This window comes from Streptomyces sporangiiformans, assembly GCF_005768555.2.
GTDB classification, from domain to species: Bacteria; Actinomycetota; Actinomycetes; order Streptomycetales; family Streptomycetaceae; genus Streptomyces; species Streptomyces sporangiiformans.
The window spans coordinates 1-24,390 of the sequence record NZ_VCHX02000347.1 but is presented as its reverse complement, the minus strand read 5'-3'; the positions used below and the strand labels follow the sequence as shown (position 1 = coordinate 24,390).

Annotated in this window: 21 protein-coding genes and 1 tRNA gene; 12 read left to right on the top strand and 10 right to left on the bottom strand. The window is 70.1% G+C overall.

All coding sequences use genetic code 11. The annotated features are described in order from the left end of the window. Positions 1–18 precede the first annotated feature (18 nt). The 4 genes from FGD71_RS44985 (at position 19) to FGD71_RS44970 (ending at position 4,898) form a co-directional block, all read left to right on the top strand. Positions 19–1,461: a four-carbon acid sugar kinase family protein gene (locus FGD71_RS44985; RefSeq protein WP_119106402.1), complete on the top strand. Its 1,443-nt coding sequence runs from the start codon at positions 19–21 to the stop codon at positions 1,459–1,461. Next, entirely contained in the window at positions 1,461–2,312 is an 852-nt protein-coding gene (locus FGD71_RS44980) for a class II fructose-bisphosphate aldolase (RefSeq protein WP_119106401.1), read from the top strand. Before FGD71_RS44985 ends, FGD71_RS44980 begins: the two co-directional genes overlap by 1 nt. 76 nt (positions 2,313–2,388) lie before the next feature. Next, a complete protein-coding gene (locus FGD71_RS44975) occupies positions 2,389–3,423 on the top strand; it encodes an NAD(P)-dependent oxidoreductase (RefSeq protein ID WP_119106400.1) in 1,035 nt (344 codons plus the stop codon). Then, entirely contained in the window at positions 3,420–4,898 is a 1,479-nt protein-coding gene (locus tag FGD71_RS44970; protein ID WP_119106399.1) for a GntT/GntP/DsdX family permease, read from the top strand. The genes FGD71_RS44975 and FGD71_RS44970 overlap by 4 nt, the downstream gene beginning before the upstream one ends. 75 nt (positions 4,899–4,973) lie before the next feature. Here the strand turns inward: FGD71_RS44970 and FGD71_RS44965 are convergent, their stop codons facing one another. From FGD71_RS44965 to FGD71_RS44950, 4 genes are all read right to left on the bottom strand, one after another. Next, entirely contained in the window at positions 4,974–5,666 is a 693-nt protein-coding gene (locus FGD71_RS44965; RefSeq protein WP_119106398.1) for a DUF8185 domain-containing protein, read from the bottom strand. After that, complete coding sequence (locus FGD71_RS44960; protein WP_119106397.1) at positions 5,663–6,082, bottom strand: acyl-CoA thioesterase; 420 nt, start codon at positions 6,080–6,082, stop codon at positions 5,663–5,665. The genes FGD71_RS44965 and FGD71_RS44960 overlap by 4 nt, the downstream gene beginning before the upstream one ends. Positions 6,083–6,084: 2 nt before the next feature. Continuing rightward, entirely contained in the window at positions 6,085–7,749 is a 1,665-nt protein-coding gene (ettA, locus tag FGD71_RS44955) for an energy-dependent translational throttle protein EttA (RefSeq protein WP_119106396.1), read from the bottom strand. Between the two features lie 244 nt (positions 7,750–7,993). Then, positions 7,994–8,860 carry a GNAT family N-acetyltransferase gene (locus FGD71_RS44950; protein WP_119106395.1) on the bottom strand — a complete coding sequence of 289 codons (867 nt, stop codon included), beginning with the start codon at positions 8,858–8,860 and terminating at the stop codon, positions 7,994–7,996. 205 nt (positions 8,861–9,065) lie between these two features. Here FGD71_RS44950 and FGD71_RS44945 point away from each other — a divergent pair, with 205 nt between their 5' ends. The 3 genes from FGD71_RS44945 (at position 9,066) to FGD71_RS44935 (ending at position 11,206) form a co-directional block, all read left to right on the top strand. Beyond that, the gene (locus FGD71_RS44945; RefSeq protein WP_119106394.1) at positions 9,066–9,551 is read left to right on the top strand and encodes a hypothetical protein; all 486 of its coding nucleotides are present in this window, start codon (positions 9,066–9,068) and stop codon (positions 9,549–9,551) included. A gap of 504 nt (positions 9,552–10,055) precedes the next feature. After that, positions 10,056–10,286 carry a hypothetical protein gene (locus FGD71_RS50355; protein WP_119106393.1) on the top strand — a complete coding sequence of 77 codons (231 nt, stop codon included), beginning with the start codon at positions 10,056–10,058 and terminating at the stop codon, positions 10,284–10,286. 488 nt (positions 10,287–10,774) lie between these two features. Then, complete coding sequence (locus tag FGD71_RS44935; RefSeq protein ID WP_119106392.1) at positions 10,775–11,206, top strand: pyridoxamine 5'-phosphate oxidase family protein; 432 nt, start codon at positions 10,775–10,777, stop codon at positions 11,204–11,206. Positions 11,207–11,270: 64 nt separating this feature from the next. On the opposite strand, the gene FGD71_RS44930 is transcribed toward FGD71_RS44935, so the two are convergent. The 4 genes from FGD71_RS44930 to FGD71_RS44915 form a co-directional block, all read right to left on the bottom strand. After that, positions 11,271–12,683, bottom strand: a complete 1,413-nt coding sequence (locus tag FGD71_RS44930) for a Cys-Gln thioester bond-forming surface protein (protein WP_119106391.1) — start codon at positions 12,681–12,683, stop codon at positions 11,271–11,273. A 206-nt stretch (positions 12,684–12,889) separates the two neighbouring features. Beyond that, positions 12,890–13,360 (bottom strand): single-stranded DNA-binding protein, encoded by a 471-nt coding sequence (locus tag FGD71_RS44925; RefSeq protein ID WP_119106427.1) that lies wholly within the window; start codon positions 13,358–13,360, stop codon positions 12,890–12,892. Positions 13,361–13,619: 259 nt separating this feature from the next. Then, the gene (locus FGD71_RS44920) at positions 13,620–15,578 is read right to left on the bottom strand and encodes a YfjP family GTPase (RefSeq protein ID WP_119106426.1); all 1,959 of its coding nucleotides are present in this window, start codon (positions 15,576–15,578) and stop codon (positions 13,620–13,622) included. A gap of 5 nt (positions 15,579–15,583) precedes the next feature. Further along, the gene (locus tag FGD71_RS44915) at positions 15,584–17,194 is read right to left on the bottom strand and encodes a dynamin family protein (protein WP_162931407.1); all 1,611 of its coding nucleotides are present in this window, start codon (positions 17,192–17,194) and stop codon (positions 15,584–15,586) included. 311 nt (positions 17,195–17,505) lie between these two features. Here FGD71_RS44915 and FGD71_RS44910 point away from each other — a divergent pair. From FGD71_RS44910 to FGD71_RS44900, 3 genes are all read left to right on the top strand, one after another. Beyond that, positions 17,506–17,578 (top strand) — tRNA-Arg (locus FGD71_RS44910). A gap of 167 nt (positions 17,579–17,745) precedes the next feature. Continuing rightward, positions 17,746–18,015, top strand: a complete 270-nt coding sequence (locus FGD71_RS44905; RefSeq protein ID WP_162931406.1) for a type II toxin-antitoxin system Phd/YefM family antitoxin — start codon at positions 17,746–17,748, stop codon at positions 18,013–18,015. Beyond that, positions 18,005–18,463: a type II toxin-antitoxin system VapC family toxin gene (locus FGD71_RS44900; RefSeq protein ID WP_119106388.1), complete on the top strand. Its 459-nt coding sequence runs from the start codon at positions 18,005–18,007 to the stop codon at positions 18,461–18,463. The genes FGD71_RS44905 and FGD71_RS44900 overlap by 11 nt, the downstream gene beginning before the upstream one ends. A 211-nt stretch (positions 18,464–18,674) precedes the next feature. On the opposite strand, the gene FGD71_RS44895 is transcribed toward FGD71_RS44900, so the two are convergent. Next, on the bottom strand, positions 18,675–20,042 hold the full coding sequence (locus FGD71_RS44895) for a pyridoxal phosphate-dependent decarboxylase family protein (RefSeq protein ID WP_119106387.1): 1,368 nt from the start codon (positions 20,040–20,042) through the stop codon (positions 18,675–18,677). A gap of 108 nt (positions 20,043–20,150) precedes the next feature. Beyond that, positions 20,151–21,449: a M20 metallopeptidase family protein gene (locus FGD71_RS44890; RefSeq protein ID WP_119106386.1), complete on the bottom strand. Its 1,299-nt coding sequence runs from the start codon at positions 21,447–21,449 to the stop codon at positions 20,151–20,153. A 195-nt stretch (positions 21,450–21,644) separates the two neighbouring features. On the opposite strand from FGD71_RS44890, the gene FGD71_RS44885 reads away from it, so the two are divergent. Together FGD71_RS44885 and FGD71_RS44880 are read left to right on the top strand one after the other, a co-directional pair. Continuing rightward, positions 21,645–23,366, top strand: coding sequence for an acyltransferase (locus FGD71_RS44885; RefSeq protein WP_119106385.1), 1,722 nt, complete (start codon positions 21,645–21,647; stop codon positions 23,364–23,366). Positions 23,367–23,684: 318 nt separating this feature from the next. Then, a complete protein-coding gene (locus FGD71_RS44880) occupies positions 23,685–24,233 on the top strand; it encodes a tellurite resistance TerB family protein (protein ID WP_119106384.1) in 549 nt (182 codons plus the stop codon). Positions 24,234–24,390 lie beyond the last annotated feature (157 nt).

Genomic DNA, 24,390 nt, shown 5'->3' with positions numbered 1-24,390 from the left:
CCAGGCCCAGGAACCGCCATGTCCCTACCCCGTCATGCCCACTCCGAGCACGAGGTCCTCTCCCACCTCCCGCCCACCCGAACCGTCCCGGCATCAGAGGTCGCCGAGAGAATCCGGTCCGCCCCTCGTCTGGCCGTCCTGGACGACGACCCCACCGGCACCCAGACCGTCAAGGACATCCCCGTCCTCACCAGCTGGAGCGTCGACGACCTCCGCTGGGCCCTGCGCCAGAACAGCACCGCCTTCTTCGTCCTCACCAACACCCGCAGCCTCGCCCCCGCCGACGCCGCCGCCCGGAACCGCGACATCGTTCGCGCCCTGCACGAGGCCTCCGAGGCCGAAGGCGTCCCCTACGCCATCGCCTCCCGGAGCGACTCGACGCTCCGCGGCCACTTCCCCCTCGAAACGGACGTACTGGCCGAGGAGTTGGCGAGCCTCGGCGTCGGCACGCCCGACGGAGTCGTCCTCGTCCCCGCCTACATCGAGGCCGGCCGCCTCACCGTCGAGTCCACGCACTGGATGCGCACCGCGGACGGCCTCCTCCCGGTCGGCGAGAGCGAGTTCGCCAAGGACGTCACCTTCGGCTACCGCTCCTCCGCCCTCCCCGACTGGGTCGAGGAGAAGACCGCCGGCCGGACCCCCGCCGACAAGGTCCTGCGCATCACGCTCACCGACCTCCGCACCCACGGTCCCACGCATGTCGCCGCCCTCCTCTCCGACCTCCGCGACGGCGCCACCGCCGTCGTCGACGCCGTCTGCGACGACGACCTCCGCGTCCTCGCGCTGGCCCTCGCCGAGGCCGAGGAGAAGGGCGCCCGCCTCCTCTACCGCGTGGGCCCCTCCTTCGTACGCGCCCGAGCCGGGCAATCCGCCCACCCTCCGCTCACCGCCCCCGAACTCCGCCCCCTGCGCGGCGACGTACCCCACGGCCTCATCGTCGTCGGCTCCCATGTCTCCCTGACCACCCGCCAGTTGGACCGCCTGCGCGCACAACGGGGCAGCCTCGCCGAGTACGAACTCGACGTCGCCCAACTCCTCGACGACACCCGCCGCGACGCCCACATCCAGGAGACCGCCACCGCCACCGCGGCCGCCCTGGAGACTTCCGACGCCGTCATCCGCACCACCCGCGAGGTCGTCACCGGAACGGATCCGGACGCCAGCCTCGCCATCTCCCGCCGTGTCTCCGCCGCCCTCGTCGAAGCGGTCCGCCTCGTCAACTCCGCCCGCCGGCCCGCCTTCGTCATCGCCAAGGGCGGCATCACCTCCAGCGACACCGCGACCCACGGCATGGAGATCCGCCGCGCCTGGGCCCGCGGCACCCTGCTCCCCGGCATCGTCTCCCTCTGGCAGCCCGTCGACGGCCCGGCGGCCGGCATCCCGTACATCGTCTTCGCCGGAAACGTCGGCGACGACGACGCCCTCGCCGACGCCCTGGCCCTGCTGAGGAGCGCCGCCTGATGCTGCTCACCGGCTCCGAAGGCCTCAAGGCCCTCACCGAGGCGTACGCCGACGGGTACGCCCTCCCCGGCTTCGTCGCGTACAACCTGGAGACCGTCCAGGGCATCGTCGCCGCGGCCGAAGCGGCTCCCGGGCGCCCGGTGCTGATCCAGGCCGGTTCGAGCGCCTTCCGGCATTCGGGCCCCGAACCCCTGATGCGCCTCGCCCTCGACGCGGCCGCCCGCTCGACCGCCCGCCTCGGCGTCCACCTCGACCACAGCCGCGACCTCGACGAGATCACCGGCTGCCTGGCAGCGGGCTACACCTCCGTCATGGTCGACGGCTCCCACCTCCCCTTCGCCGAGAACGTCAAGCTCACGAAGGAGGCCGTGCACCGGGCCCGGGACCACGGGGCCTGGGTGGAGGCCGAGTTGGGCGCGCTGCCCGGCGACGAGGACGTGTCGACGAACGCCGAGGCCTCCACCACGGCGATGACAGACCCGGCCCAGGCCGCCGACTTCGTCGCCGAAACCAACGTCGACGCCCTGGCCGTCGCGGTGGGCAACGTCCACGGCTTCACCACCCACGAGGTCCACCTCGACCTTGCCCGCCTGTCCGCGCTCCACACGGCGGTCCCCGTCCCCCTCGTCCTCCATGGCGCCAGCGGCCTCCCCACCGCCGAACTCCACGGAGCCCTGTCCCGAGGCGTGGCCAAGGTCAACGTCAACGCGGAACTCCGCCGCGCGTATCTGGAGGCCATGATCACCCGGCTCCCCTCCGCCCTGCCGGGCTCGGACGTGGTGAGCCTCTGGGCAGCGGGCCGCGACGCGGTCACCGAGGCAGCAACCCGGGTCATCACCCAACTGACCTGACAACAGCCGTAGTTCAGGCCCACGAGTCGCCGGACTCCGCAGCCGTCCCAGCCGTCCCCCTCCCCAAGGACATCTCATGCCAACCGCTCCCCACACCGCAGTAATCGGCCTGGGCGCCATGGGCCTGCCCATGGCCACCCGTCTGGCCGCCCACCTCCCGGTCACGGCCTACGACATAGCCGAAGACCGCCGAGCCCTGGTCACCAAGGCGGGCGGCAACGCCGCCACCTCTCCCGCCGAGGCGGCCCGCGACGCGGACATCGTCCTGCTCGCCGTCCGGGACCAGGCCCAAGTGGACGGCGCTCTCTTCGCCCGGCACGGCGCGGCCGAAAGCCTCCGCCCCGGTACCACGGTCATCCTCACCAGCACGGTCGGTCCCGACGCGGCCCGCACCACGGCCGCCCGCCTGGCGGAACAGGGCGTGCTCACCGTCGACGCCCCGGTGAGCGGCGGCCCCGTACGCGCCGGCAACGGCGACCTCCTGATCGTCGTGGGCGCCGCGGACAAGGCGCTGGACCTCGCCCGCCCGGTCCTCGAACTCCTTGCCTCCACCCTGACGGTCGTGGGCCCCCGCCCGGGCGACGGCCAGTCCCTCAAGGCGATCAACCAACTCCTCGCCGGCATCCACATCGCGGCCGCCGCCGAGGCCCTCGCCCTCGCCCGCGGCCTGGGACTGAACCCCGCCACGGTCGTGGAAACCCTCCGTCACGGCGCCGCGGGCTCCTTCATGTTCGCCGACCGCGGCCCCCGCATGGTCGAGGCGTACGAGGACGGCCCGGACCCCGAGGTGAAGTCCCGCCTCGACATCTTCGTGAAGGACATGGGCATCGTCACCGGCATCGCCAAGGACGCCCACGTCCCGGTCCCCCTCGCCGCGGCAGCCGAACAGCTCTACCTCCTCGGCGAACGCGCCGGCCTGGCCGCCCACGACGACTCCTCCGTCGTCACGGTCCTCTTCCCCAGGGGCTCCTCTCCGAAGGACCCGTCCCCCGAGGACCCGTCCCCCAAGGACCCGTCCCCCGAGGTCCTCTCCCCGAAGAGCCCCTCCCCGACGAACACCCCGTCCCCGACACACTCCGAGAACAACTCCCCAGAGGGAGAAGCCCGATGAGCCACACCACCCTCCTCCTCATAGCCCTCGCCGGCGTCTCCACGCTCCTTCTGCTGATCCTGCGCGCCAAGGTCCAGCCCTTCGTCGCTCTGGTCGTCGTCTCCGTCGGCGTCGCGCTCGCCGCGGGCGTACCGGCCGCCAAACTGGTGGAGACGATCGAGTCGGGCATGGGTTCCACGCTCGGCCACATCGCGACGATCATCGCCCTCGGTGCGATGATCGGCCGGATCATCGAACTCTCCGGCGGCGCCCAGGCGTTCGCGCACTCCCTCATCGACCGCTTCGGCTCCCGGCGCACCCCGCTCGCCCTCACCGTCGCCGGATTCGTCCTGGGCATCCCGGTCTTCTTCGAGGTCGGCCTGATCATCCTGATGCCGATCGCGTACGGCGTCGCCCGCGCCTCCCGTAAGCCGCTGCTCGTCTACACCCTGCCCATGGGCGCCGCGATGCTCACCGTGCACGCCTTCCTGCCCCCGCACCCCGGCGCGGTCGCCGTCACCCAGGCGATCGGCGCCGACCAGGGCCTGGTGCTGCTCATCGGCATCCCGCTCACGGCAGTCGTGGTCCTGCTCGGTTACCTGGTGTCGCGCCGCATGACCCGCCGCGAGTACCCGATGGACCCGGCGGTGTACGCCGAGGTCTACGGCGAGGGCGCAACGGACGCCGTCCCGGGCCCCCTCCCGGACGCCGTCACCGAGGGCAGAGGCGGGGCGGGCGGCAGCACACAGAGAGCGATCGGCGCCGACGGCCACGGCACCGCCGTGCTCACCAAGCCCACCGCGCCGGCCACACCCGAGGTCCGCCCACCCTCCTTCGGCATGGTCCTGGCGCTGATCGTCACCCCGATCCTGCTGATCCTCCTCGGCACCCTCGGCCAGAACCTCCTCGCCGAAGGCAACACCCTCCGCGCCGTCCTCACCGTCCTCGGCGCCCCGATGGTGGCCCTGCTGATCGACGTCGCCCTGTGCGCGTACTTCCTGGGCGGCCGCCGCGGCTGGGACCGCGCACGCATCGCCGAGGTCATGGGCTCCGCCCTGCCGCCCGTGGCGATGGTGATCCTGGTGGCGGGCGCGGGCGGTGTCTTCGGCAAGGTGCTCGTGGCGAGCGGCATCGGCGACGCGATCGCCGACGTGCTGGACCGCACCGGCCTGCCCGCCCTCTTCCTCGCCTTCCTGATGGCCCTGGCCTTGCGCGCCGCTCAGGGTTCGACGACGGTGGCGCTGATCACCACGGCCGGCATCCTCACCCCGCTCCTGCAGCGTGCCGACCTGTCCACCGGCCAACTCTCCCTGGTCGCCCTGGCGATGGGCGCGGGCGGCCTCGCCGTCTCGCACATCAACGACGCGGGCTACTGGATGTTCACCAAGCTCGCAGGCCTCGATGTGGCCTCCGGGCTGCGCACCTGGACCGTCCTCACGACCACGATGGGTGCGATCGGCTTCGCCCTCACGGCCGCGCTCTGGCCGCTCGTGTAGCGGGTCGGCGCACACTGTCGCGGGGGGGGCAGCGCACGCTGTCACCGGGGGCAGCGCACGCTGTCGCGGGAGGGGTCAGCGCACGCTGACGTCCAACGCCCCAAGTCCCGCCCTGCGTACGGCGATCGACCCGTACGGCGTGCGCAGCCTGAGCCACGTGCCCGACGAGAGCAGCGCCCATGCCGCCTCGTCGGGCACGGTCGCGCGTGCTGCGGGCCTCAGGAAGCCCAGTGACTGCGCCGCGTGCGCCGCCCGCACCGGCAGGGCGGTGTCACCGATCGGCCGGGACCAGATCTCCCGCCCGATCCGGTCCAGTTCCGGCCGGGTACGCCGCTCGGGCGTCAACTCTCCGATACGGGAGCGGAATTCGGCGACCGCCTCAGCCACCATCGCCCGCACCGTGTCCAGTCCGGGCAGCCCCGGCTCCTGCCGCCAGCCACCGCGGGGCGGCAGCAGCCCGGCCCACGGCGGGCCGGTGACGGCGGCCGGGACGACGGCCGTGGCGGCCGACTCGTCGAGGGACTCCAGGAGTTCACCGGCCGAGACGGTCACGTCGAGCAAGACGTCGAGCCCGTTCTCGTACGGCTTCGCGAGCCGTGCCGTGCGGATCGCGAGCACCTCGAACGACGGCGGTCGCCCGAACACCGCGAGCGTCGTCCCCGACACCTGCAGCCGCACCGCGGCCGCACGGTCGTAGTGGATCAACCGGGCGAGGAAAGCGGCGAGATCAGCCGCCTCCCCGTCGTCGGCGAGGTGCAGGACCGTCATGCCGCTACGGCCCCCGCCGGATCGTCCTCGTCGTCCGTGTACTCCTCGAGGAAGGCCCGCTCCTCGGCGGTGATACGGCGAGGCCGCTGCGCCTCGAAGTCGAACGGCACGATCACCGTGGAGGCCCGGACATACACCTGGTCCGGGTCCTTGACCTCGTACGCGACGGTGAACGACGCCGCCCTGATCTGTGTGACCCACAGCTCGACGTCCACCGGGGTGTGCCGGTGCACCAACTGCTGCTTGTAGTCGATCTCATGGCGCGCCACCACGGACCCCTGCTGGAAATCCTTGTCCGGGCGGAACAGGAAGTCGATGCGCGCCTCCTCCAGATAGCGGAGGAAGACCACGTTGTTGATGTGGCCGTACGCGTCCATGTCCGCCCAGCGCAGCGGGCAGCGGTAGATGTGCCGCAAGATCAGCCCCGGGTCAGCTTCTTGTAGGTGGCGCGGTGCGGACGCGCGGCGTCCGGCCCGAGCCGCTCGATCTTGTTCTTCTCGTACGACTCGTAGTTGCCCTCGAACCAGAACCACTTGGACTCGCCCTCGTACGCGAGGATGTGCGTGGCCACCCGGTCCAGGAACCACCGGTCGTGGGAGACGACCACGGCGCAGCCCGGGAAGTCCAGCAGCGCGTTCTCCAGCGACGACAGCGTCTCGACGTCCAGGTCGTTGGTCGGCTCGTCGAGGAGCAGCAGGTTGCCGCCCTGCTTGAGGGTGAGCGCGAGGTTCAGCCGGTTGCGCTCACCGCCGGAGAGGACTCCGGCCGGCTTCTGCTGGTCCGGGCCCTTGAAGCCGAAGGCGGAGACGTACGCCCGGGACGGCATCTCGACCTGCCCGACGTTGATGTAGTCGAGCTCGTCCGAGACGACGGCCCACAGCGTCTTCTTGGGGTCGATGTTCTCGCGGCTCTGGTCGACGTAGGAGATCTTGACGGTGTCGCCGACCTTGATGTCGCCGGAGTCCGGTGTCTCCAGCCCCTGGATCATCTTGAAGAGCGTGGTCTTACCGGCACCGTTCGGGCCGATGATGCCGACGATCCCGTTCCGCGGCAGCGTGAAGGAGAGGTCCTCGATCAGGACCTTCTCACCGAAGGCCTTGTTGAGCTTGTCGATCTCGACGACCACGTTGCCCAGGCGCGGGCCCGGCGGGATCTGGATCTCCTCGAAGTCCAGCTTCCGCATCTTCTCGGCCTCGGCGGCCATCTCCTCGTAGCGGGACAGACGCGCCTTGGACTTGGCCTGACGCCCCTTGGCGTTGGACCGCACCCACTCCAGCTCTTCCTTGAGCCGCTTGGCGCGCTTGGCGTCCTTCTGGCCCTCGACCTTGAGGCGGGACTGCTTCTTCTCCAGGTAGACGGAGTAGTTGCCCTCGTAGCCGATGGCGCGGCCACGGTCGAGCTCCAGGATCCAGCCCGCGACGTTGTCGAGGAAGTACCGGTCGTGGGTGACGGCGACGACGGTGCCGGCGTACTTCGCGAGGTGCTGCTCCAGCCACTGCACGGACTCGGCGTCCAGGTGGTTGGTGGGCTCGTCGAGGAGAAGGAGGTCGGGGGCCTCGATCAGCAGCTTGCACAGCGCGACACGGCGCTTCTCGCCACCGGAGAGGTTGGTGACCGGCCAGTCACCGGGCGGGCAGCCCAGCGCGTCCATGGCCTGCTCCAGCTGGGCGTCGAGGTCCCACGCGTTGGCGTGGTCCAGGTCGTCCTGGAGCTTGCCCATCTCCTCCATGAGCGCGTCCGAGTAGTCGGTCGCCATGAGCTCGGCGACCTCGTTGAAGCGCTTGAGCTTGCCCATGATCTCGGCGGCGCCGTCCTGCACGTTCTCCAAGACTGTCTTGGACTCGTCCAGCGGCGGCTCCTGCAACAGCATGCCGACGCTGTAGCCGGGCGACAGGAACGCGTCACCGTTCGACGGCTGCTCGAGACCAGCCATGATCTTGAGGACGGTCGACTTGCCGGCGCCGTTCGGCCCCACCACGCCGATCTTCGCTCCTGGCAGGAAGCTCAGGGTGACGTCGTCGAGAATCACCTTGTCGCCGTGCGCCTTGCGCGTCTTGCGCATGGTGTAAATGTACTCAGCCAAGAGAAACCGTCCGGGACGCTTGAAATCGGCAGGGGGCAATACACCCCATCTTGCCCGACCGCCACCCCTGGGGGGAAACCCGTATGACCGGGGGCCTCTGACCTGGGGTTTCACTGCCGGCGACGGTGGCTCGCCTGTCACTGTCGGTCGCCGTCGAGTGCCCTCGTGCGCCCTCGTACGAACCAAAGACGGCCCAGGGATGACCCAGGGATGACCCAGGGGCGATCACTCCGCAGACGCTGGATCAGTAGAGAATCGAGGGCAGGTACGCGCCGTCGGGCTCGTTGTAGAGACCGGTGCTCATCAGGCTCATCAGCTGCACCACACTGAGACGGCTCGCCAGACACCACCGCAGCAGCGGACTGTTGCTTGCGGGCACGAGGATGCCGGGTCCGCCGAATGCGGGCGCCGAGGCGATCAGGGCCTGCAGGTCTGGGGTGGTCTCGGCCACGGCGTGCGCGAAGAACGCCAGGTCTGTGGCGTATCCGGTCACGCTCCCTTCGCGCTCGACGACACGGGCCGTGCCCTGTTTCAGTGCATCGGCGACCTCGCCGCCACGGTCGACTCCGTGGACCCGTCGGCACAGCTCGTTACAGGCATGGAGGTCCGCGTCTGTGGCTTCCCGGACGGTGTGTCCGGGAATCTCCCGCAGGATCGCCTGCCCCTGCATGCAGGCCACAGTCTCCCGGAACACGAATCCCAGGCTGACGTACAGCGAAAACGATCTGTTGTGATACCCGCTCTGCAGCAACCGGATTCCCGGCGCCCCGCGCTCGGCAGCCCGGTCCATCACATCCCGCATCAGCCGCCGGCCCACACCCCGGTTCTGAACAGCGGGATCGATGGTGACGGGGCCGACCCCTACGGTCGGGGAGCGTTCGTCCAGAAAATTGCTTCCCACGATGCGCCCGTCGAGCTCGGCGACGACGCTGTAGAAGCCCGGGTGGGTCAGCGCCATCTCGATCAGCGCGACACCCACGTCGGGACTGGGTATGTCGGGCGGAAAGCCATGCTCACGAGCGATTCCGGAGAAGGCCTCGTAACAGATCCTGCCGCACTCCGCGGCATCGCTCGCAGTACCTGGGCGCAGGGTGAGATCCACGATCCCCATCTCCTTCGGCGCACCGCACGCACAGAAGACTGCCTCCTTCCCTTCATGCTCCGCCCGCTCCAGCAGGGGTGCAAAAGCAAACGAGCGCGCCAGACCCAGCCGCATCGACACTCAGTCACAGAACAGTCACCTCTTCCACACATCCTCCACATCTAGTCCTGCCGGGCACTACGTTCACTCCACCCGAAACACCTGGGGGGACCAGATGACCGACCCGAACACCACACCCATGCCGCCGGCGCCACGCCCGCCCGACACCCGCCCACTTCGTAAGCGCAAGCGCGTGTGGCTCGGCAGCTCGGGCCTGTTCATAGCGGGCGCGCTCATCGCCGCCCCTGGGAACGGCGGACAGCAGCCCGTCGAGGCCAGAGTCAAGCCCGCAACGACCATTACCGCGACCGTGACGGCCACGCCCGAGCCCGGTCCGACTGTCACCGCGACCGTCAAAGCCAAGGCGAAGCCCCGTCCCACGGTCACCGTCACCGAGACCGCCGCCGCCCAGGCCGCCGACACCAACAGCGGTAGCGAGGACAGCGTCGGCACATGCTCGATCGTCTCCAACTCGGGGAACTGTTACGCGGCGGGACAGTTCTGCCGCAACAGCGACCACGGGGCCGTTACGACCACCGCGAGCGGCGCCGAGATCAAGTGCGCGTACAGCTCGAACGCGTGGCGCTGGACCTACGCCTGACGGGCGAAGATCTACGTCCAACGCCGGCGGCCCGGCCGAGTCCCCGCCGGGCTCAACGATGCCGGCTTCACGGTCGAGGCACGGATGACTCTCAGCTCAGCCGAGAGCACGCTCGGGGGGAATTCTCTTCGCACGCCGCCGGCCTGACACCCGTAAGGGCCCATAGCTCCCCTCACTTGGAAGCGATGGCTCATGGTCGCGCGTGGTCGGCTCCGGTCGCGGCAGTTGCTGTCTTTTACTGCCGTACAGCCACAACTGACCACCCGCGGCCGCATCATCATCACTCTGACCACTTACGATCGCACTGGAACGTCTGGCAACATGCTCGGCTTGTGGAGGTGGGTGATGGGCGCTCCGGCTATTCCGGTTGCCGTAATAGCAACGTTTTTCTTGATTCTTTCGGCAGTCATAAACAAGCGGGGCCGACTGCTACGCAAGCGCGGGATACGTACCAGTGCGAGATGCGAGAATTCGCGGAACGACAACGGGCAGACGTTTCTCCTCGTGCGCTTCACCACGGAGGCGGGCGATCTGCGGACGAGTGTCGGCCCGTTCCAGTGGCCGCCTGCCTCGATCGGTGGCTCCTTGGAAGTGATCTACGATCCGCAAGATCTGACCAACGTCACGACCCCCGACCAGATGACCAGCGGCAGAACGTCCCTGACGATCGCCATCTGCTCCGGCGTGCTTCTCATTCTCTGTGTCGCCGTGATGCTGATCGACTTCGCCGGCTGAATGTTAAATGCTCCACGACCAGCCGGCACCGAGCTGCGCCACTGCCGCGACTCCCGCTTCCGAGGCGGCTTCTGCGCGATTGACAATGCCTTGATCCAGGAGAAGCGTTAGCACCGGCACGCGAGTTATCCAATCGGGGGAGTAATTCGATGTCCGCTTCTTCAATACTCATGGCTCTGCTGGCCGTTGGCTTCGTCGTTCTCCTCGGCTTTGGCGTGAGGTCCATCAAGAACGGATTCATCCAGAAGGTCGCGGGAATCGTATTGGTAGCCGTGGCGACTTCGGTGACCTACGGCGTAGTCCAGGCAAACAAACCCGCCCCACAGGCCCCGCGTCCCTACAGCACTTATCCGTGAGCCAACTGCCTCCCTGCGAGGGACCTGAACCTCTGCGACATGGCCTGGTCCCATCGGAGTAGGGCGCAATCCCTATGTGTCCCGGGCCATCGGACCGAGGCGCCGCGGCGGGGATGCGGGTGAGATGGATGCATGAGTGATCCCGTGCCTCCCCCGTCCCCGCTGTCCCCGCTGTCTCCGCCCGGGCCCGCTGTCCGCGATCGTCTGGCCCAGGAGAAGAACGCCTGGCTGTGCACCGTGCGTCCGGACGGGTCCCCCCATGTGACGCCGGTCTGGTTCGTCTTCCTCCAGGGCAGTTGGTGGGTCGGCGCGGACGGAGGTTCGGTCAAGGTCCGCAATGTCGAGAAGTTCTCGCGGGTCTCCCTGACGTTGGAAGACGGCCGGTTTCCTGTCGTGGCCGAAGGGGAGGCGGTGCTGCACCGTGGCCCGTTCCCGGAGAGGATCACGGGCGCCTTCGCCGCGAAGTACGGGTGGGATGTCTCCGCCCCGCGCCGAAAGGGCGGAGACCGCGTTCTGCTCGAAGTTCCCGTGCGGCGCTGGCTGCTGGCCGGTGTGGCTCAGTGATCGCCCGTGCCCGGGGTCAGGTCGGGCAACCACCGAGCGCCGGCGGCGAGTAGGTGCGTACCCGTCAGTCCCGCGTCGGCGTCTTCTGCTTGCGGACCAGGAGCACCGCGGCGCCGCCGATCGCGAGCAGGGCGATCGCGATCCCGGCTATCACCGGGGTGGCGTTGGAGGAGCCGGTCTCCGCGAGATCGACGCCCCCGGTGGCGGTGGAGGTACCGCCCGCCGAGGCCGGGCTCGGCTCGCTCAGCGTCTGGGTGCTCTCGCCGCCGGCGCTGCTCTGCGTCCTGCAGTCGAGCACGCCCTTGAAGCGCTCCTCGTATCCGTTCGGCCCCTTGATCGTGAAGTCGTACGCCTGATCCTCCTGCAACGGGATCGTCACCGTCTGCGTCGCGCGCGCCTCGATGGTGCGCTCGATCCCCATCAACTCGAAGGTGAACGGCTCGTCGCCCTGATTGACCCCCGTGATGTCCACGCCACCCTTGGCGCAGTTCTTCTCGGCCGACAGCGCGGGTATGGCGCCCTTCCCGGCCCAGGACGCGGACGCCGTCGCGGAGACCGTCGACTCGCTGGAGCCCGCGAGGATCTGCGTCTGGCTCCTGCTCTCGGAGGCGAAGGCCCGGCCGACCGGGACGGTGGTCGAGGCCTGCACCGTCAGCGCGGCCGAGCCGTCCGCGGCGCCTTCGGGCACGTCGAAGAACAGCCGGCTGCCGTTGACCGCGGACGTGATGACCTTGCCGTCCTCGCCGACGACCTTCACCCCGCTGGCATCGTCGGCGGTCGGTGTCACGCTCACGCTGTCCGCGTTGGTGTGCACCGTCACGGGGCCGAGCATCTCACCGTCGTGCCCGGAGAGCGCGGGCGGATCGAGGGTCAGCGAGGCCTCCGGCTCCGCCACGTTCCGCGCATGCTTCTGCAGATAGTCGGCGAGCTTCTCCGCTCGCGGGTTCACCGCATCCACGTCGACGTCGTCCGAGTAGCGCCAGATCGCCACCTGCGTGCCGACCGCCGCGTCCTGCTCGGTGAGGCCGCTCGCGCCCGCCTTCCCGGCCAGCGCCGCGAGGTCGTTCACCTGCGGATAGGAGTTCTGCAGGATCCAGCGAATCTTGCCCGCGTCGGGGTTGCCGTTCAGCGACGTACCGCTCCAGGACGTCTCCTGGTACTTGGCGTCCTTCTGCGTCGGGCTGTTGATGTCGACGCAGTAGGTCTGCAGAGTGCCGCCGTCGTCGACGAACATCTCGAACAGCCCCGCGGACACCTGCCTGTCCACGCCGTTGTCGTGGATGACAGCGGGCCCGGACGTCTTGAGGTCACCTACGGTGGCGGTCGCGCCGCCATGGTTCTGCGGGATCTCGTCGGCGGTGGCCGTACCCGCGGTGGTTATCGCACTCACCACGACGAGCCCGGACACCAGCGCCGCCACGGCGAGGCGGGCAGTGCCCCGCCCGCGCGCGGACAGCGCAGAGAACGAAAAAAGCACGAATTTCCCTTCGAGCAGGACCCGTTGACGTGGGGGGTTACGGTCCCACCAGCAGAATCACAAGCCACAAGAGCTATGCCCGGCATCCTAGGGACGGGGTCGCACCGCATTCCCCAGTGATCCCATCGGATAACCGATCCGACTCGGAATCGTTATCGCCGATCGGATGCGAGCGGGGCCTATCGGCACAGCAACGACATTTGTCGTCATGTCACCAATGCCGGCTCCGGCTGCTGTTGGGCCGCCGCATCCGGGCGTGCTCCCGTCCCCGTCTCCCAGTTGGGCTCCGGCCGGGATGTCGCGGCCGACGCCGCCTCCCCCTTGGAGGCCCGCCGGAACGCCGCGGTGCCGCGCGACAGATCGTGGCCGAGCGCGGACGCCTCGATGTCCGCGTACGTCCATGACTGCCCGTCCCGCTGCTCGGAGCGGACCTTCAACCGGCCCTGCACGACTACCGGATCGCCCAGCGTCACGGAGGCCTGGACATTCGTCGCCAGCGCCCGCTTGGTCCACACCGTGAAGAAATTGGTGTGCCCGTCCGTCCAGCCGTTCTTCTCGCGGTCCCAGTACCGCTGCGTCACCGCCAGCCGAAACCTCGCCGACGCTCCCGTCGCCGTCTCCCGGTACACCGGCTGCGTAGCGACGTTCCCCACCACACACACCATCGTCTCGTTCATCTCGAACCCCTCCCGTGCCCACATGCGTACGGGCCCGTCCCGCACGGCTGCGTCTGTCGCCGCGACCGCGGTGCGATCGCCGCGATCTCAGACTGCCTCCGTCGGCCCGAGCCCGCTGAGCGCTGTGGGCCACCGCCCAGTTGTGGACAACTCCGTCACCCGATCGAGGAGCGATGCCTCATCGAAGCGGAGCCGGCCTCCCCTCAAACACCCAAGCGGACCCGGCCCCCTCATCCCACCGAATCGGGCCCGCCCCCTTTCATCCCACCGAAGCCCCGACCCCCGTGACCCGTGCGTACTGCTCCCGTACCTCCTGATAGCGCAGCAGCTCAGCCGCCACCGGATCCAGCACATTGGCCCGGCCGCAGCTCGCTGCCGCCTCCCGCAATCGCTGTTCCGCCTCCTGCCCGTACCTCCGTGCCGGCCCGCGCGCCGCCAGTTTGCAGGCCCACTCGACACACGGCCCGCCCACGATGCCGATCGCCATCAGCAGCACCGGCACCCCGAGATTGGGCGACATGAAGCCGATGATCTGCCCCAACAGCCAGAGCCCACCGATGACTTGGAAGATCGTCATGGACGCCTGCGCCAGTACGGCGGCCGGCCACCAGCCGGGGCGCGGTGGTCGTCCGGCCGGAGAACCGACCCGTGCCGCCAGCTCGTCCAGCTCCTCGGGCAGCCCCTGCGCTCCTCGTACGGCTGCCTCCCGCACCGCCTGCGCCCAGGGCGTGGGCAGCCCGCCGGCGGCCTGCTCGACCACCGTGCGCACCGCCTGCTCGACGCGCTGACGCGCCGTGGCCTCCTCGTCTGCCTGCGTCCGTACGGGGAGGCGCCCGGGCATGAGGTCGTAACGGTCCTGGCACCAGCGCCACAGCCGCAACCAGGGCGTGCCGCACGCGCGGTTGGCGTTGCGGAGCCAGGCGCGCTCGGCGGCCTCACCCGCGGCCGTGGCGCCCACCGCGTCCGCGAGCCGGTCGGCGAACTCTTCCCGTGCCTCCTCGCTGAGCCCGGTCCGGCGCTCGGTCGCGTAGACGGGCCACAGTCGCGCCGCCGCCGCGTCCAGGTCGGCGGAGATCCGGCGTGTCGCGGCTGCCCGCCTGGCCACGAAGTGGCCGAGCGCCTCGCGCAGTTCCCCGACGCCGTCCCCGGTGAGGGCGGACAGCGCGAGCACGCTCGCGCCCGGTTCGCCGTACTCACCGAGCGCGATCCCGTCCTCGTCGAGCAGTCGCCTGAGGTCGTCGAGGACCTGGTCGGCGGCCTCTCCGGGCAGCCGGTCGACCTGGTTGAGGACCACGAAGATGACCTCGGCGTGCCCCGCCATGGGCCGCAGGTAGCGCTCGTGCAGCACGGCGTCGGCGTACTTCTCCGGATCGACGACCCAGATGACGGCGTCGACGAGCGCCAGGATGCGGTCCACGTGCTCGCGGTGCTGGACGGCCGCGGAGTCGTGGTCGGGCAGGTCGATGAGGACGAGCCCGCCCAACTGTGCCTCGGCCTCCGGGCTCTGCAAGGGGCGTCGCCGCAGCCGCCCCGGGATGCCGATCCGGTCGATGAGGCTCGCCGCGCCGTCGCTCCAGCTGCACGCGATGGGCGCGGCGGTGGTCGGTCTGCGTACTCCGGTCTCCGAAATGGCCACGCCGGCGAGCGCGTTGAAGAGCTGTGACTTCCCGCTGCCGGTGGCCCCGGCGATGGCGACGACGGTGTGCTGCCCGGAGAGCCGGCGCCGCGCCGCAGCCTCGTCGAGGACCCGGCCCGCTTCGGCGAGCGTCTTGCTGTCGAGCCGGGTCCGGGACAGCCCCACCAGTTCGCGCAGGGCGTCGAGACGGGACCGTAGCGACCCGTCGTACGCGAGAGGCGTCACCGCCGGTGGCTTGGTGTCCACGACTTTTTCCGGCACGGCCTGCCCCTCCGCCGTCTCGGACACGCGCCGCGCGATCAGCCCGTCGTCCCAGGCGGTCTCGGAATCCGCGTCGGCGGATGCGTCGTCGGCCCCGCCCCCGTCGTCCTCCACGCGCGCGTGCTCACCGTCGCCGCGACCCCGGCGTCCCCCGCGTCCCTCACGTCCTCCGGGTCCCTGATGCCCCCCGGGTTCTCCCCGCCCCTCGCGCCCCTCACGTCCCTCGCGTTCTCCGCGTCCCTCGTGTCTCCCGCGCTCTCCACGTCCCTCGTTGTCTCCGGTGTGATCCGAGTGATCCCAGTGGTCCGTGACGGCAGTCACCGCGGTCACCTCTCCTTCTGCAGTACGGACAGCGCGGCGATGAGTTCGGCCTGGGGTTCCGGTTGTACGTCGAGGGCGTCGAGCGGGGCGAGCCGCCGGTCTCGTTCGGTGCGCAGGGCCTGGCCGAGGTACTCGGTGAGCAGCCGGCCGCCCTGGTCGCGCAGCCGCAGGGCACGGTGCGCGCCGATCCGCTCGGCGAGGCCCTCGCCCGCGGACCGCGCTCTGCGGCCGCCCAGGAGCGCGGTGGCGACCAGCGCGGCCACCACCTCGGCGTCCGGCGCGGAGCCCTTGTCGAAGGGGCGCAGCTCTTCCTCCGCGTATTCCTCGAGGACCCGCCGCCACCGTCGTACGGTCATCCCGATCCGGTGTTCGGCGCCCTCCAGCGACGGGTCACGGTCCATCAGGCCAGGCGCGCGTGCCGCAGGTTCGCGCCGCCAGGCCTCGTCGACCCGCTCGTCGGCAGCGGTGACCGCACACAGCAGCAGCGCGGCCAGGCTCTCGACGAGCGCGTCGAGCAGTTCGCCGGCGGTGCAGTCCAGCGGATAGCTGCGCCACCGCTTCAGGGCGTCTCCGGCGAGCACGGCCCCGGCCTGCAAACGGTTCCGCACGCGCGTGTGCTCGCTGTCGTACGCCCCGTCGACGGCCGCTGTGAGCCGCAGCGCTGCGGCGTACTGGGCGGCCGCGGCGCTGGCCAGCTCGGGCATCCGCGACTTCAGCGAGTTGAGCACCCCGTATGCCGTACGCGCCATCGCCTGCTGCCGGGCCCCGGGCTCCTGCGCCAGATAGGTGAGCCACTCGCGCAATTCCGCCACCGCGGTGGCCGGAAGCAGCCCCCCACCCCATGCGGACTCGGGCAGCTCGGGCACGGTGAAGCGGGGCACCTCGCCGAGCCCCGCCTTGGTGAGCAGGGCGCCGTACTGCCGAGACACCTCGGTCACCACCTGGTGCGGTACCCGGTCGAGGACGGTGACCAGTGTGACGTCGTGCTCCTTGGCGGTGCGCAGCAGATGCCAGGGCACGGCGTCGGCGTACCGCGCGGCCGTGGTAACCATGACCCAGATGTCGGCCGCGCAGATCAGCTCGGCGGCGAGCACCCGGTTGTCGGCGACCAGGGAGTCGACGTCGGGCGCGTCGAGGAGAGCGAGTCCGCGCGGGAGAGTGTCGACGGTCTCGATACGCAGCACGCGCGAGCCTTTTTCCTCGCCCGGCAGGAACACGTTGTCCCCGGTCCCCCGTTGAGGCGCCCACGCGCGCTTGAGGGCGGGCAGTACGCGCATACCGCTGAACCAGTGATGATCCTCCGGATGGCATACCAGCACCGGAGTGCGTGTCGTGGGCCGCAGCACCCCCGCCTCGCTGACGCGCCGCCCCACGAGGGAGTTGACGAGCGTCGACTTCCCGGCGCCGGTGGACCCCCCGACGACGGCGAGCAACGGCGCTTCGGGATCCTTCAACCGGGGCACCAAATAGTCGTCTAGCTGCGCGAGCAGTTCGTCGCGGTTGGCACGCGCGCGTGGAGCCCCCACCAGGGGCAGCGGAAAGCGTGCGGCGGCGACGCGGTCGCGCAGGGCGGAGAGTGCATCGAGCAGCTGAGGCCGTACGTCCAAGGTCACCACATGCGAAGAATGCCCAATTTTGGATGCTTTCTGAAGCATATGGGCATGTCTGCGCGCCGATCAGACACACGGGGCGGAAGGGACGACTGGGGCGCAGGCATAACGAGTGCACAACACCCGGGGCGTGAGACGCCAAAAGCGATGCACGATTCGCACCTGCCTGCGATTATCGGGACCGCTTCACCGAACCTCCACATTGAGCCACGGAGGCGAAGCACCAGGGACAAGGACCCGGGAGCCCTATCCTTGTCCCCGGCGAGGTCACGGATCCGCCCACACCCGGGCATCAGTGCCACAGGCCACCACACCCGGCCCCCGTAGCTCAGTGGATAGAGCAGGCGCCTTCTAAGCGCTTGGCCGCAGGTTCGAGTCCTGCCGGGGGCGCCCAAAGCCTCTCACCTGCGGAAACGCGTGGGGGGCTCTTTCATGTCCGGATGCACATCGCTCTTGGAGCAGGCGCCTTTGCGGCGTGGCGAAACGACTTCCGCCAGCGACTCCACACCCGAAGCACGACGTAGCACCGGGTAGCACACTTCGCTATCGTGGGCACCATGACAGCGCAGCCCGAGATCACCCAGCGCGATCTGCGCACCCGCTCCAAAGAGATCATGGACGCTGTCCAGGCAGGACAGGCGTTCACCGTCACACGCGACGGGCACCGTGTCGGTGAGCTGATCCCGCTCCGCCGCCGTCGCCGCTTCGTTCCCCGTGCCGAGTTCGCGACCATGTCACGCACCGCCCCTGACATCTCGTTGGACGCCTTCCGCGACGACCAGGACGCCGTCGTCGAGCAGGAGTTGGACGACCCGTATGCCCGTTGAGCACGAGCAGGGCCTGCTCGATACCAACATCATGATCCTGCGCAAGTGGATCGACGTCGACGAGCTGCCCGCCGAGATGGCCATCAGCACCATCACCCTCGCGGAACTTTCTGCGGGCCCCCACCAGGTACGCGGCAGCGACGAGCACAGCGACTACGACGAACACGCCGAGCGGGCCCGCCGCATGGACGTCCTGCAGCGCGCCGAGAACGAATTCGACCCCATCCCCTTCGACGTGGAAGCGGCCCGCATCTACGGCAGAGTCTGCGCCGCCGTCGTCTCCGCAGGCCGCAAGCCCCGTCGCCGTGTGGCCGACCTGATGATCGCCGCCATCGCGGCCGCCGAGGAACTACCCCTCTTCACCACCAACCCCGACGACTTCAAGGGCCTCGACGACTTGATCACCATCGTGCCCGTGACGCGGCCCGAGATCCTGCACGACCGGTAGCACGCGCCCGGGCGGCCGCCACGGCGGGACCGTGTCGATCGCCCGACGTCGGCGAGCGATGCGCTCCCGCATCCGGGTACCGCTGGGGGCCCTGCCCACAATTCAGGGACAACGGCGGCCAGATCGTCACTTGTAGCTGGGCGCCGCGGTCACGGCCGTAAACACGGGTGTCTCGACGCCGTCGCCGAGGAGGCCGCCCACGCTTCCCGTATCAGGCGCTGATCGCTGCGCGCCGGATCGCGTCGAGCGTGCGCGTCACGTCGTCGTCGGTCGTCGACCAGTTGCTCACCGAGATCCGCATGACGCGCCGGCCGTGCCAGGTGGAGCCGCTGATCCACGCCGTGCCATCGTCGAGCAGCCGGGTGAGTACCTGTTCCGTGCCTTCATCGTTGCCGAACTCGGCGCAGACCTGGGTGAACACCACGTCGTTGAGAACTGTCGCGCCGTCGATCTCGGCGATGCCGTTGGCGAACGCGGAGGCGTGTCGGCACAGCCGCTCGACGAGATCGGCCACACCCGACCGGCCGAGGGACCTGAGTGCGGCCCACACGGTGAAGGCTCTGCCGCGCCGGGAGAGCTCGGGGACCTTGTCGACGGGGTCGCCGTGTTCGTCCTGGATGAGGTAGTCGCCTTGCAGGCCCATCGCTGCCCGCACCGCGAAGGGGTCGCGCACGATGGCGAGGCCGCAGTCGTAAGGGACGTTCAGGGTCTTGTGGGCATCCGTCGCCCAGGAATCGGCGTCCGCGCAGCCCGCCGTCAGGTGTGCGTGGATCGGGGAGGCCGCCGCCCACAGTCCGAAGGCGCCGTCGATGTGCACCCATGCTTCCGCCTCGCGAGCCGCACCGATCGTCTCGACGAAGGGATCGAACGCGCCGGAGTGGATGTCTCCGGCCTGGAGGATCACGAGCGTGGGCCTCTGCCCGCCGGCCGCCAGGGTGCGTCGCAATGCCTCGGGCTCGATGCGTCCTTGATCGTCCGCCCTCACCAGTTCGGGCCTGCCGAGCCCCAGGTAGCGCAGCGCCAGGTCGATGGCCATGTGGCGGTCCTCGCCGACGATGACGCGCACCGCCGGCCCACCTGCGAGTCCATCGCGGCCGACGTCCCAGCCGGTGCGCCGCAGCACCGCGTCGCGCCCTGCGGCGAGGCAGGTGAAGTTCGCCATCGTGGCACCTGTGGTGAAGCCGACGGCGCTGTCACTCGGCAGGCCGAGCAGATCGAGCAACCACGCGCTCGCGATGTCTTCCGCCGCCGTGTACGCGGGCGAGACGGCGCGCATCACGCAGTTCTGGTCCCAGGCACTGACCAGCCAGTCCGCGGCCAGCGCGGCCGGCTCAGTGCCACCGACCACGAACCCGTAGAAGCGGCCACTGGGAAACGCGGTGAGCCCCGGCTCGCAGGCCGTGACCAGCAGGTCGACGACGTCCGCGGGCGCGCTCGGACCGTCGGGCAGTTCGACACCGAGGGCGCGCACGATCTCGTCGACCGAAGCGCCGGCGGGAACCCGTCGATCGGACAGGCTCGCCAGCCAGCGAACAGCATGGTCATAGGCCTGTCGGAGCGCCGTCTCGCGCGCGTCCATACCTCGGACTATGCGACGGTCGCCACCGCCACGCAAGCCCCGTCCGGCATGGCCCGCCTTGATCACCTTCCATCGGAAAGAGTCAGTGCCGGATCGCCGTCAGGTCGGTCACGCACGGGCGCGCGCGGCGAGCCAGCCCGACATCGCACGGACACCCACTCCGATGGCCCGCTCATCAGGGTCGAAGTCGCCATAGTGCGGGTAGCTGCTCGTGATGCCGGCGCCAGGGGCCCGGACGCCGAGGAAGGTGTAGGTGCCGGGGAGGCGGTCGAGGAACAGCGCGAAGTCCTCGCCGTTGAAGGGGAACGCCGCGTGCAGCACCGTCACTCCGCCGGGGCCGAGCACCCGGCGCAGGTGCCGCGCCAAGGCGTGCGCCTCCTTCTGCGGACAGACCATGGCCGGGAACGGATCAGCGGGGAAACTCACCAGGGCCCCTGCGTACGGCTTCGCCAGTCGGCGGATCTCCTCGCGCACCTCGACGTACCGCTCCTCGGGCCAGCACCGGTACGACACCTGCACCTCGGCCCTGCCTTCGGCGTCGGCCTCCTTCGCCCTGGCGCGGGCGACGACGAACCGGGCCAGCGGACCGTCCGGCGTCTGCACCGCCGCGACCATCCGCTCCAGGTCCGCGGGCGTCTGCGGGGGTGCCACCGTGGCGAGCCCACCGATCTCGGCGGCCAGCCGCCGCGCCGACTCGGTCGTGTCCGGCCCCGTCAGCGTGATCACGGCACGGTCCTGGCCCGGGAGTCCGCTGCCCGGTGTCACGGCGAACTGCCCCACCGGAAACGGGCCGCAGTGCAGCGCGTGGATCTCCTCGGGGCGGGTCCGCTCCAGCACACCGGCGTCGATCATCGCGCGAGCGCCCACAAGGGCCTCCTCACCGGGCTGGAAGAAGAAGACCACCCTCCCGCTGAGCCGGTGCCTCAGCCGCGCCAGCACCTGCGCGACGCCGACACCCACCGTGGTGTGGATGTCATGCCCGCAGACGTGGGCCGCCTCGGTGCCTCCCGTGACGATCCCCTCCGGCGGCACCGCGTCCATGTCGGCCCGGTAGGCGACCGTACGTCCGGGGCGTGCCCCCTTGAGTACGGCGACGACTCCGTTGCCGCCCACGCGGGTGGTCACCGCAAGCCCGGCGGCACGGAGCCGGTCGGCCACCTCAGCGGCGGTGCGGAACTCCTGCCCCGTCGTCTCGGGATGCTGGTGCAGATCACGCCGCAGCGCGATCAGATCGCTGTCGAGCCGCGCGGCGACAGCGTCGATCGCGGCCTGGTCCAGCGGGCGGCGGCGGCCGCTGGAATCCGCTGCGGCGGCGCTGCCGGACGCCAGCGCCGCGCCGGCTCCGGCCGCCGCGGTACCGCCGAGCACAGTGCGTCGGGTCAGGGCGGGCTTGCTCGGACGGGTCATTCTTCCCCCAGTGATCATGCGGTCATGACCGGCATCCGCCCCGCAGGGCCGGCCGGCAATCCATCAACGATCACGTAGTCCGGGCCGACTGCACCCGAAATCACGGCAACTGAAAGATGGTCCTCCGCATTCAGGCAGGCCTTGACCCAAGTGCCCGTCTTCGCCACGGGCATCCCGCTGCTTACTGTGCGGCCCATGGGTCTTCGACAGGAATTGTCAGTAGAGCACTTCGATCACTGCCCCTGGCTCTTCGCGGAGGAGGCGACGGAGGAACAGCGCGTCGCGCAGCGGGAGCGGCAGCGGTCGGTCGGCGGGGACAGCGAGATGGGTGAGCGGTGTTACGTCGCCCAGTCGGCGGCGGTGTTCCCGGATCGACTACGGCTCGGGGACGACTCGTACATCGCCGCCCACGCCTATGTCACCGGAGAGTTGACCACCGGCACCGACTGCACGCTCAACCCGTTCACGGTCGTGCGAGGCGCCGTCGCGCTGGGGAAGGGGGTGCGGATCGGCGCGCACACCTCACTGCTCGGCTTCAACCACTCCATGGCACCCGACCGGCCGGTCTTCCAGCAGCCGCACACCAGCCGCGGGATCACCGTCGGGGACGACGTATGGATCGGGTCGCACGTGGTCGTCATGGACGGCGTGACCATCGGCGACCACTGCGTGATCGGCGCGGGGGCGGTGGTCACCAAGGACCTGCCGGCGTGGACGGTGGCCGCCGGAAACCCGGCACGGCCGGTCCGCGACCGGCGGGACGCCAAGGCGACCTCCGCGGCCCGCCCGGGACGCGGAGGCGATGTTCTGGCCCGGTTCGCCGAGACCGTCCGCGCGCAGGCAGCCGACGTCCTCGGCCGATGCTGGGACGGCGAGCGGTACGCCGACCGGCCCGGGACCGCGCCCACGGTGCGGGCGCACTGCGATGCCGTGGAGATCGCCGACCTGCTCCTGGGCACCGCTCCCGAACAGCTCGACACGGGCGAGCACGTCCGGCGCCTGGCCTCCCTGCAGGACCCGGACACCGGTCTGGTGCCCGAGTTCGACGAACCGCCGCCCGCGCCGGACGACGACGGCTTCCTCGGCGAGGGCGCCGCGCTCTACCACGTCCTGTCCGTCGGCTACGCCCTCGATCTGCTGGGCTCCTCCTTCCCGCATCCGGTGCGCGGCGTAAGGGAGATGACGGCGAGCCAACTCGTCGCGCGTCTGGAGGGCCTGCCGTGGCGTGACGGCGCGTGGGGAGCCGGGGCGTGGATCGACACGTGGGCCACGGCCGCCCACTGGAACCTGCGGTACGCGAACGGCGACGGCACCCGACCGGGCAGCCTGGAGACCTTGTTCGGCTGGCTGCTGACCCGGGCGGACCCGTGGACCGGCCTGTGGGGCAGACCCTCAGCCGCGGCCGGGCGGCTACAGGTCGTCAACGGCTACTACCGGCTGACGCGCGGCTCGTTCGCACAGTTCGGGCTGCCGGTGCCGCACCCGCGGCGGGCCGTGGACGCGGTCCTGGACCACGCCCGCGACGTCCGCTACTTCGGCGCGGGGCAGGAGAACGCCTGCAATGTGCTGGACGTCGCCCATCCGCTGTGGCTGTGCACCCGGCAGTTGGGCGGAGGCGCCGGCGACGGCGGCTACCGCTCGGCTGAGATACGTGCCTGGGCCGAGGGCCAACTGGCCGCCGCCCTGCCGCGCTGGCAGGACGGCCGGGGCTTCGGCTTCGGCCCGGTGACCTCCGGGCCGGGCCCTGAACCAGGGCTCCAGGGCACCGAGATGTGGCTGGCGATCACCTGGCTCCTCGCCGACCTGCTGGGCCGCTCCGACGCCCTCGGCTACCGCCCTCGCGGCATCCACCGCCCCGAGCCGGCCCACGACGGCCACGACGCCCACGCCGCCCACGACGGCTCACCGAAGGGATGAACCCACCTCCGCCCACGCCCGCATCGAGTCCTCGGACGTGATCCCCCGTCAGGTATTCGCTCTCGGGACATGACCACTCCGTATCCCCCATGCCCGCCTCAGTTCACTTCGAGCTCTCCAACCTGACCAACCGCTAGGAGAGCCTGGGCGGCTGAGGCGCGCTCCGGGCTCTGGGCTCTGGGCTCTGTGGCGGACGGAACACCGGACGAGGGCAGGGACGGCGCACTTTGCGGAACCTTTGCCCAGCGGCGGCCGTTGGTCCTTTGAGCGCGCGCGAGCGGGTTTGCGACCGATGACTCAACTACCGAGGTGACATCCATGGCATTGTTTGACCGGCTCAAGGACCAGGCCAGGACTCTGCAGCAGTCCCAGGGCGGGCACGGCGCGACCGGCGGACGGAGCCGCGGCACGGGGTCCGGCGGTGGTTCACGCGCCCAGCTGGTCAGCGTACTGAAGACGCAACTCGGCTCCCTCAAGACCGAGCTGAAGAGCGGGGCGTACCGGGACGCGAGCATGGCGATGTGCGCACTGGTCGCGGCAGCCGACGGGCATGTGGACCCGGCCGAGCGGCAGCACGTCGAGTCGATGATCCTCAGCAATGACGTGCTGCAGAACTTCCCGCCGGAGCAGTTGCGCCAGCGCTTCAACAAGCACGTGGACCAGCTGACCCACAACTTCCCGCACGGCAAGGCCGAGGCGATGCAGGACATCGCCAAGGCTGCCAAGAAGCCGACCGAGGCGAGGGCCGTGATCCAGACCGGCATGGTCATCGCGGGCGCCGACGGAGACTTCTCCCAGGCCGAGCAGATGATCATCCGGGAGGCCTGCGCGGCGCTGGGAGTGAACCCCGCGGAGTTCCAGCTCTGATTTGCGCCTGTGGTCCGGTTCCCTGGGTGCTGACGCGGCGCCACATCCCGGGAACGGGACGCACGACTTTTCGGCAAGTCAGGGCACCGTGACCGTCAGCAGCCTGATTGTGCATGACGACACGCCCCGCGTGCGGCCGCCGGGGTACGCCCCGGCG

Coding starts and splice junctions, on each gene's coding strand:
- FGD71_RS44985 (WP_119106402.1), top strand. CDS start 19: ATGTCCCTACCCCGTCATGCCCACTCCGAGCACGAGGTCCTCTCCCAC.
- FGD71_RS44980 (WP_119106401.1), top strand. CDS start 1,461: ATGCTGCTCACCGGCTCCGAAGGCCTCAAGGCCCTCACCGAGGCGTAC.
- FGD71_RS44975 (WP_119106400.1), top strand. CDS start 2,389: ATGCCAACCGCTCCCCACACCGCAGTAATCGGCCTGGGCGCCATGGGC.
- FGD71_RS44970 (WP_119106399.1), top strand. CDS start 3,420: ATGAGCCACACCACCCTCCTCCTCATAGCCCTCGCCGGCGTCTCCACG.
- FGD71_RS44965 (WP_119106398.1), bottom strand. CDS start 5,666: ATGACGGTCCTGCACCTCGCCGACGACGGGGAGGCGGCTGATCTCGCC.
- FGD71_RS44950 (WP_119106395.1), bottom strand. CDS start 8,860: ATGGGGATCGTGGATCTCACCCTGCGCCCAGGTACTGCGAGCGATGCC.
- FGD71_RS44945 (WP_119106394.1), top strand. CDS start 9,066: ATGACCGACCCGAACACCACACCCATGCCGCCGGCGCCACGCCCGCCC.
- FGD71_RS44935 (WP_119106392.1), top strand. CDS start 10,775: ATGAGTGATCCCGTGCCTCCCCCGTCCCCGCTGTCCCCGCTGTCTCCG.
- FGD71_RS44925 (WP_119106427.1), bottom strand. CDS start 13,360: ATGAACGAGACGATGGTGTGTGTGGTGGGGAACGTCGCTACGCAGCCG.
- FGD71_RS44905 (WP_162931406.1), top strand. CDS start 17,746: ATGACAGCGCAGCCCGAGATCACCCAGCGCGATCTGCGCACCCGCTCC.
- FGD71_RS44900 (WP_119106388.1), top strand. CDS start 18,005: ATGCCCGTTGAGCACGAGCAGGGCCTGCTCGATACCAACATCATGATC.
- FGD71_RS44895 (WP_119106387.1), bottom strand. CDS start 20,042: ATGGACGCGCGCGAGACGGCGCTCCGACAGGCCTATGACCATGCTGTT.
- FGD71_RS44890 (WP_119106386.1), bottom strand. CDS start 21,449: ATGACCCGTCCGAGCAAGCCCGCCCTGACCCGACGCACTGTGCTCGGC.
- FGD71_RS44885 (WP_119106385.1), top strand. CDS start 21,645: ATGGGTCTTCGACAGGAATTGTCAGTAGAGCACTTCGATCACTGCCCC.
- FGD71_RS44880 (WP_119106384.1), top strand. CDS start 23,685: ATGGCATTGTTTGACCGGCTCAAGGACCAGGCCAGGACTCTGCAGCAG.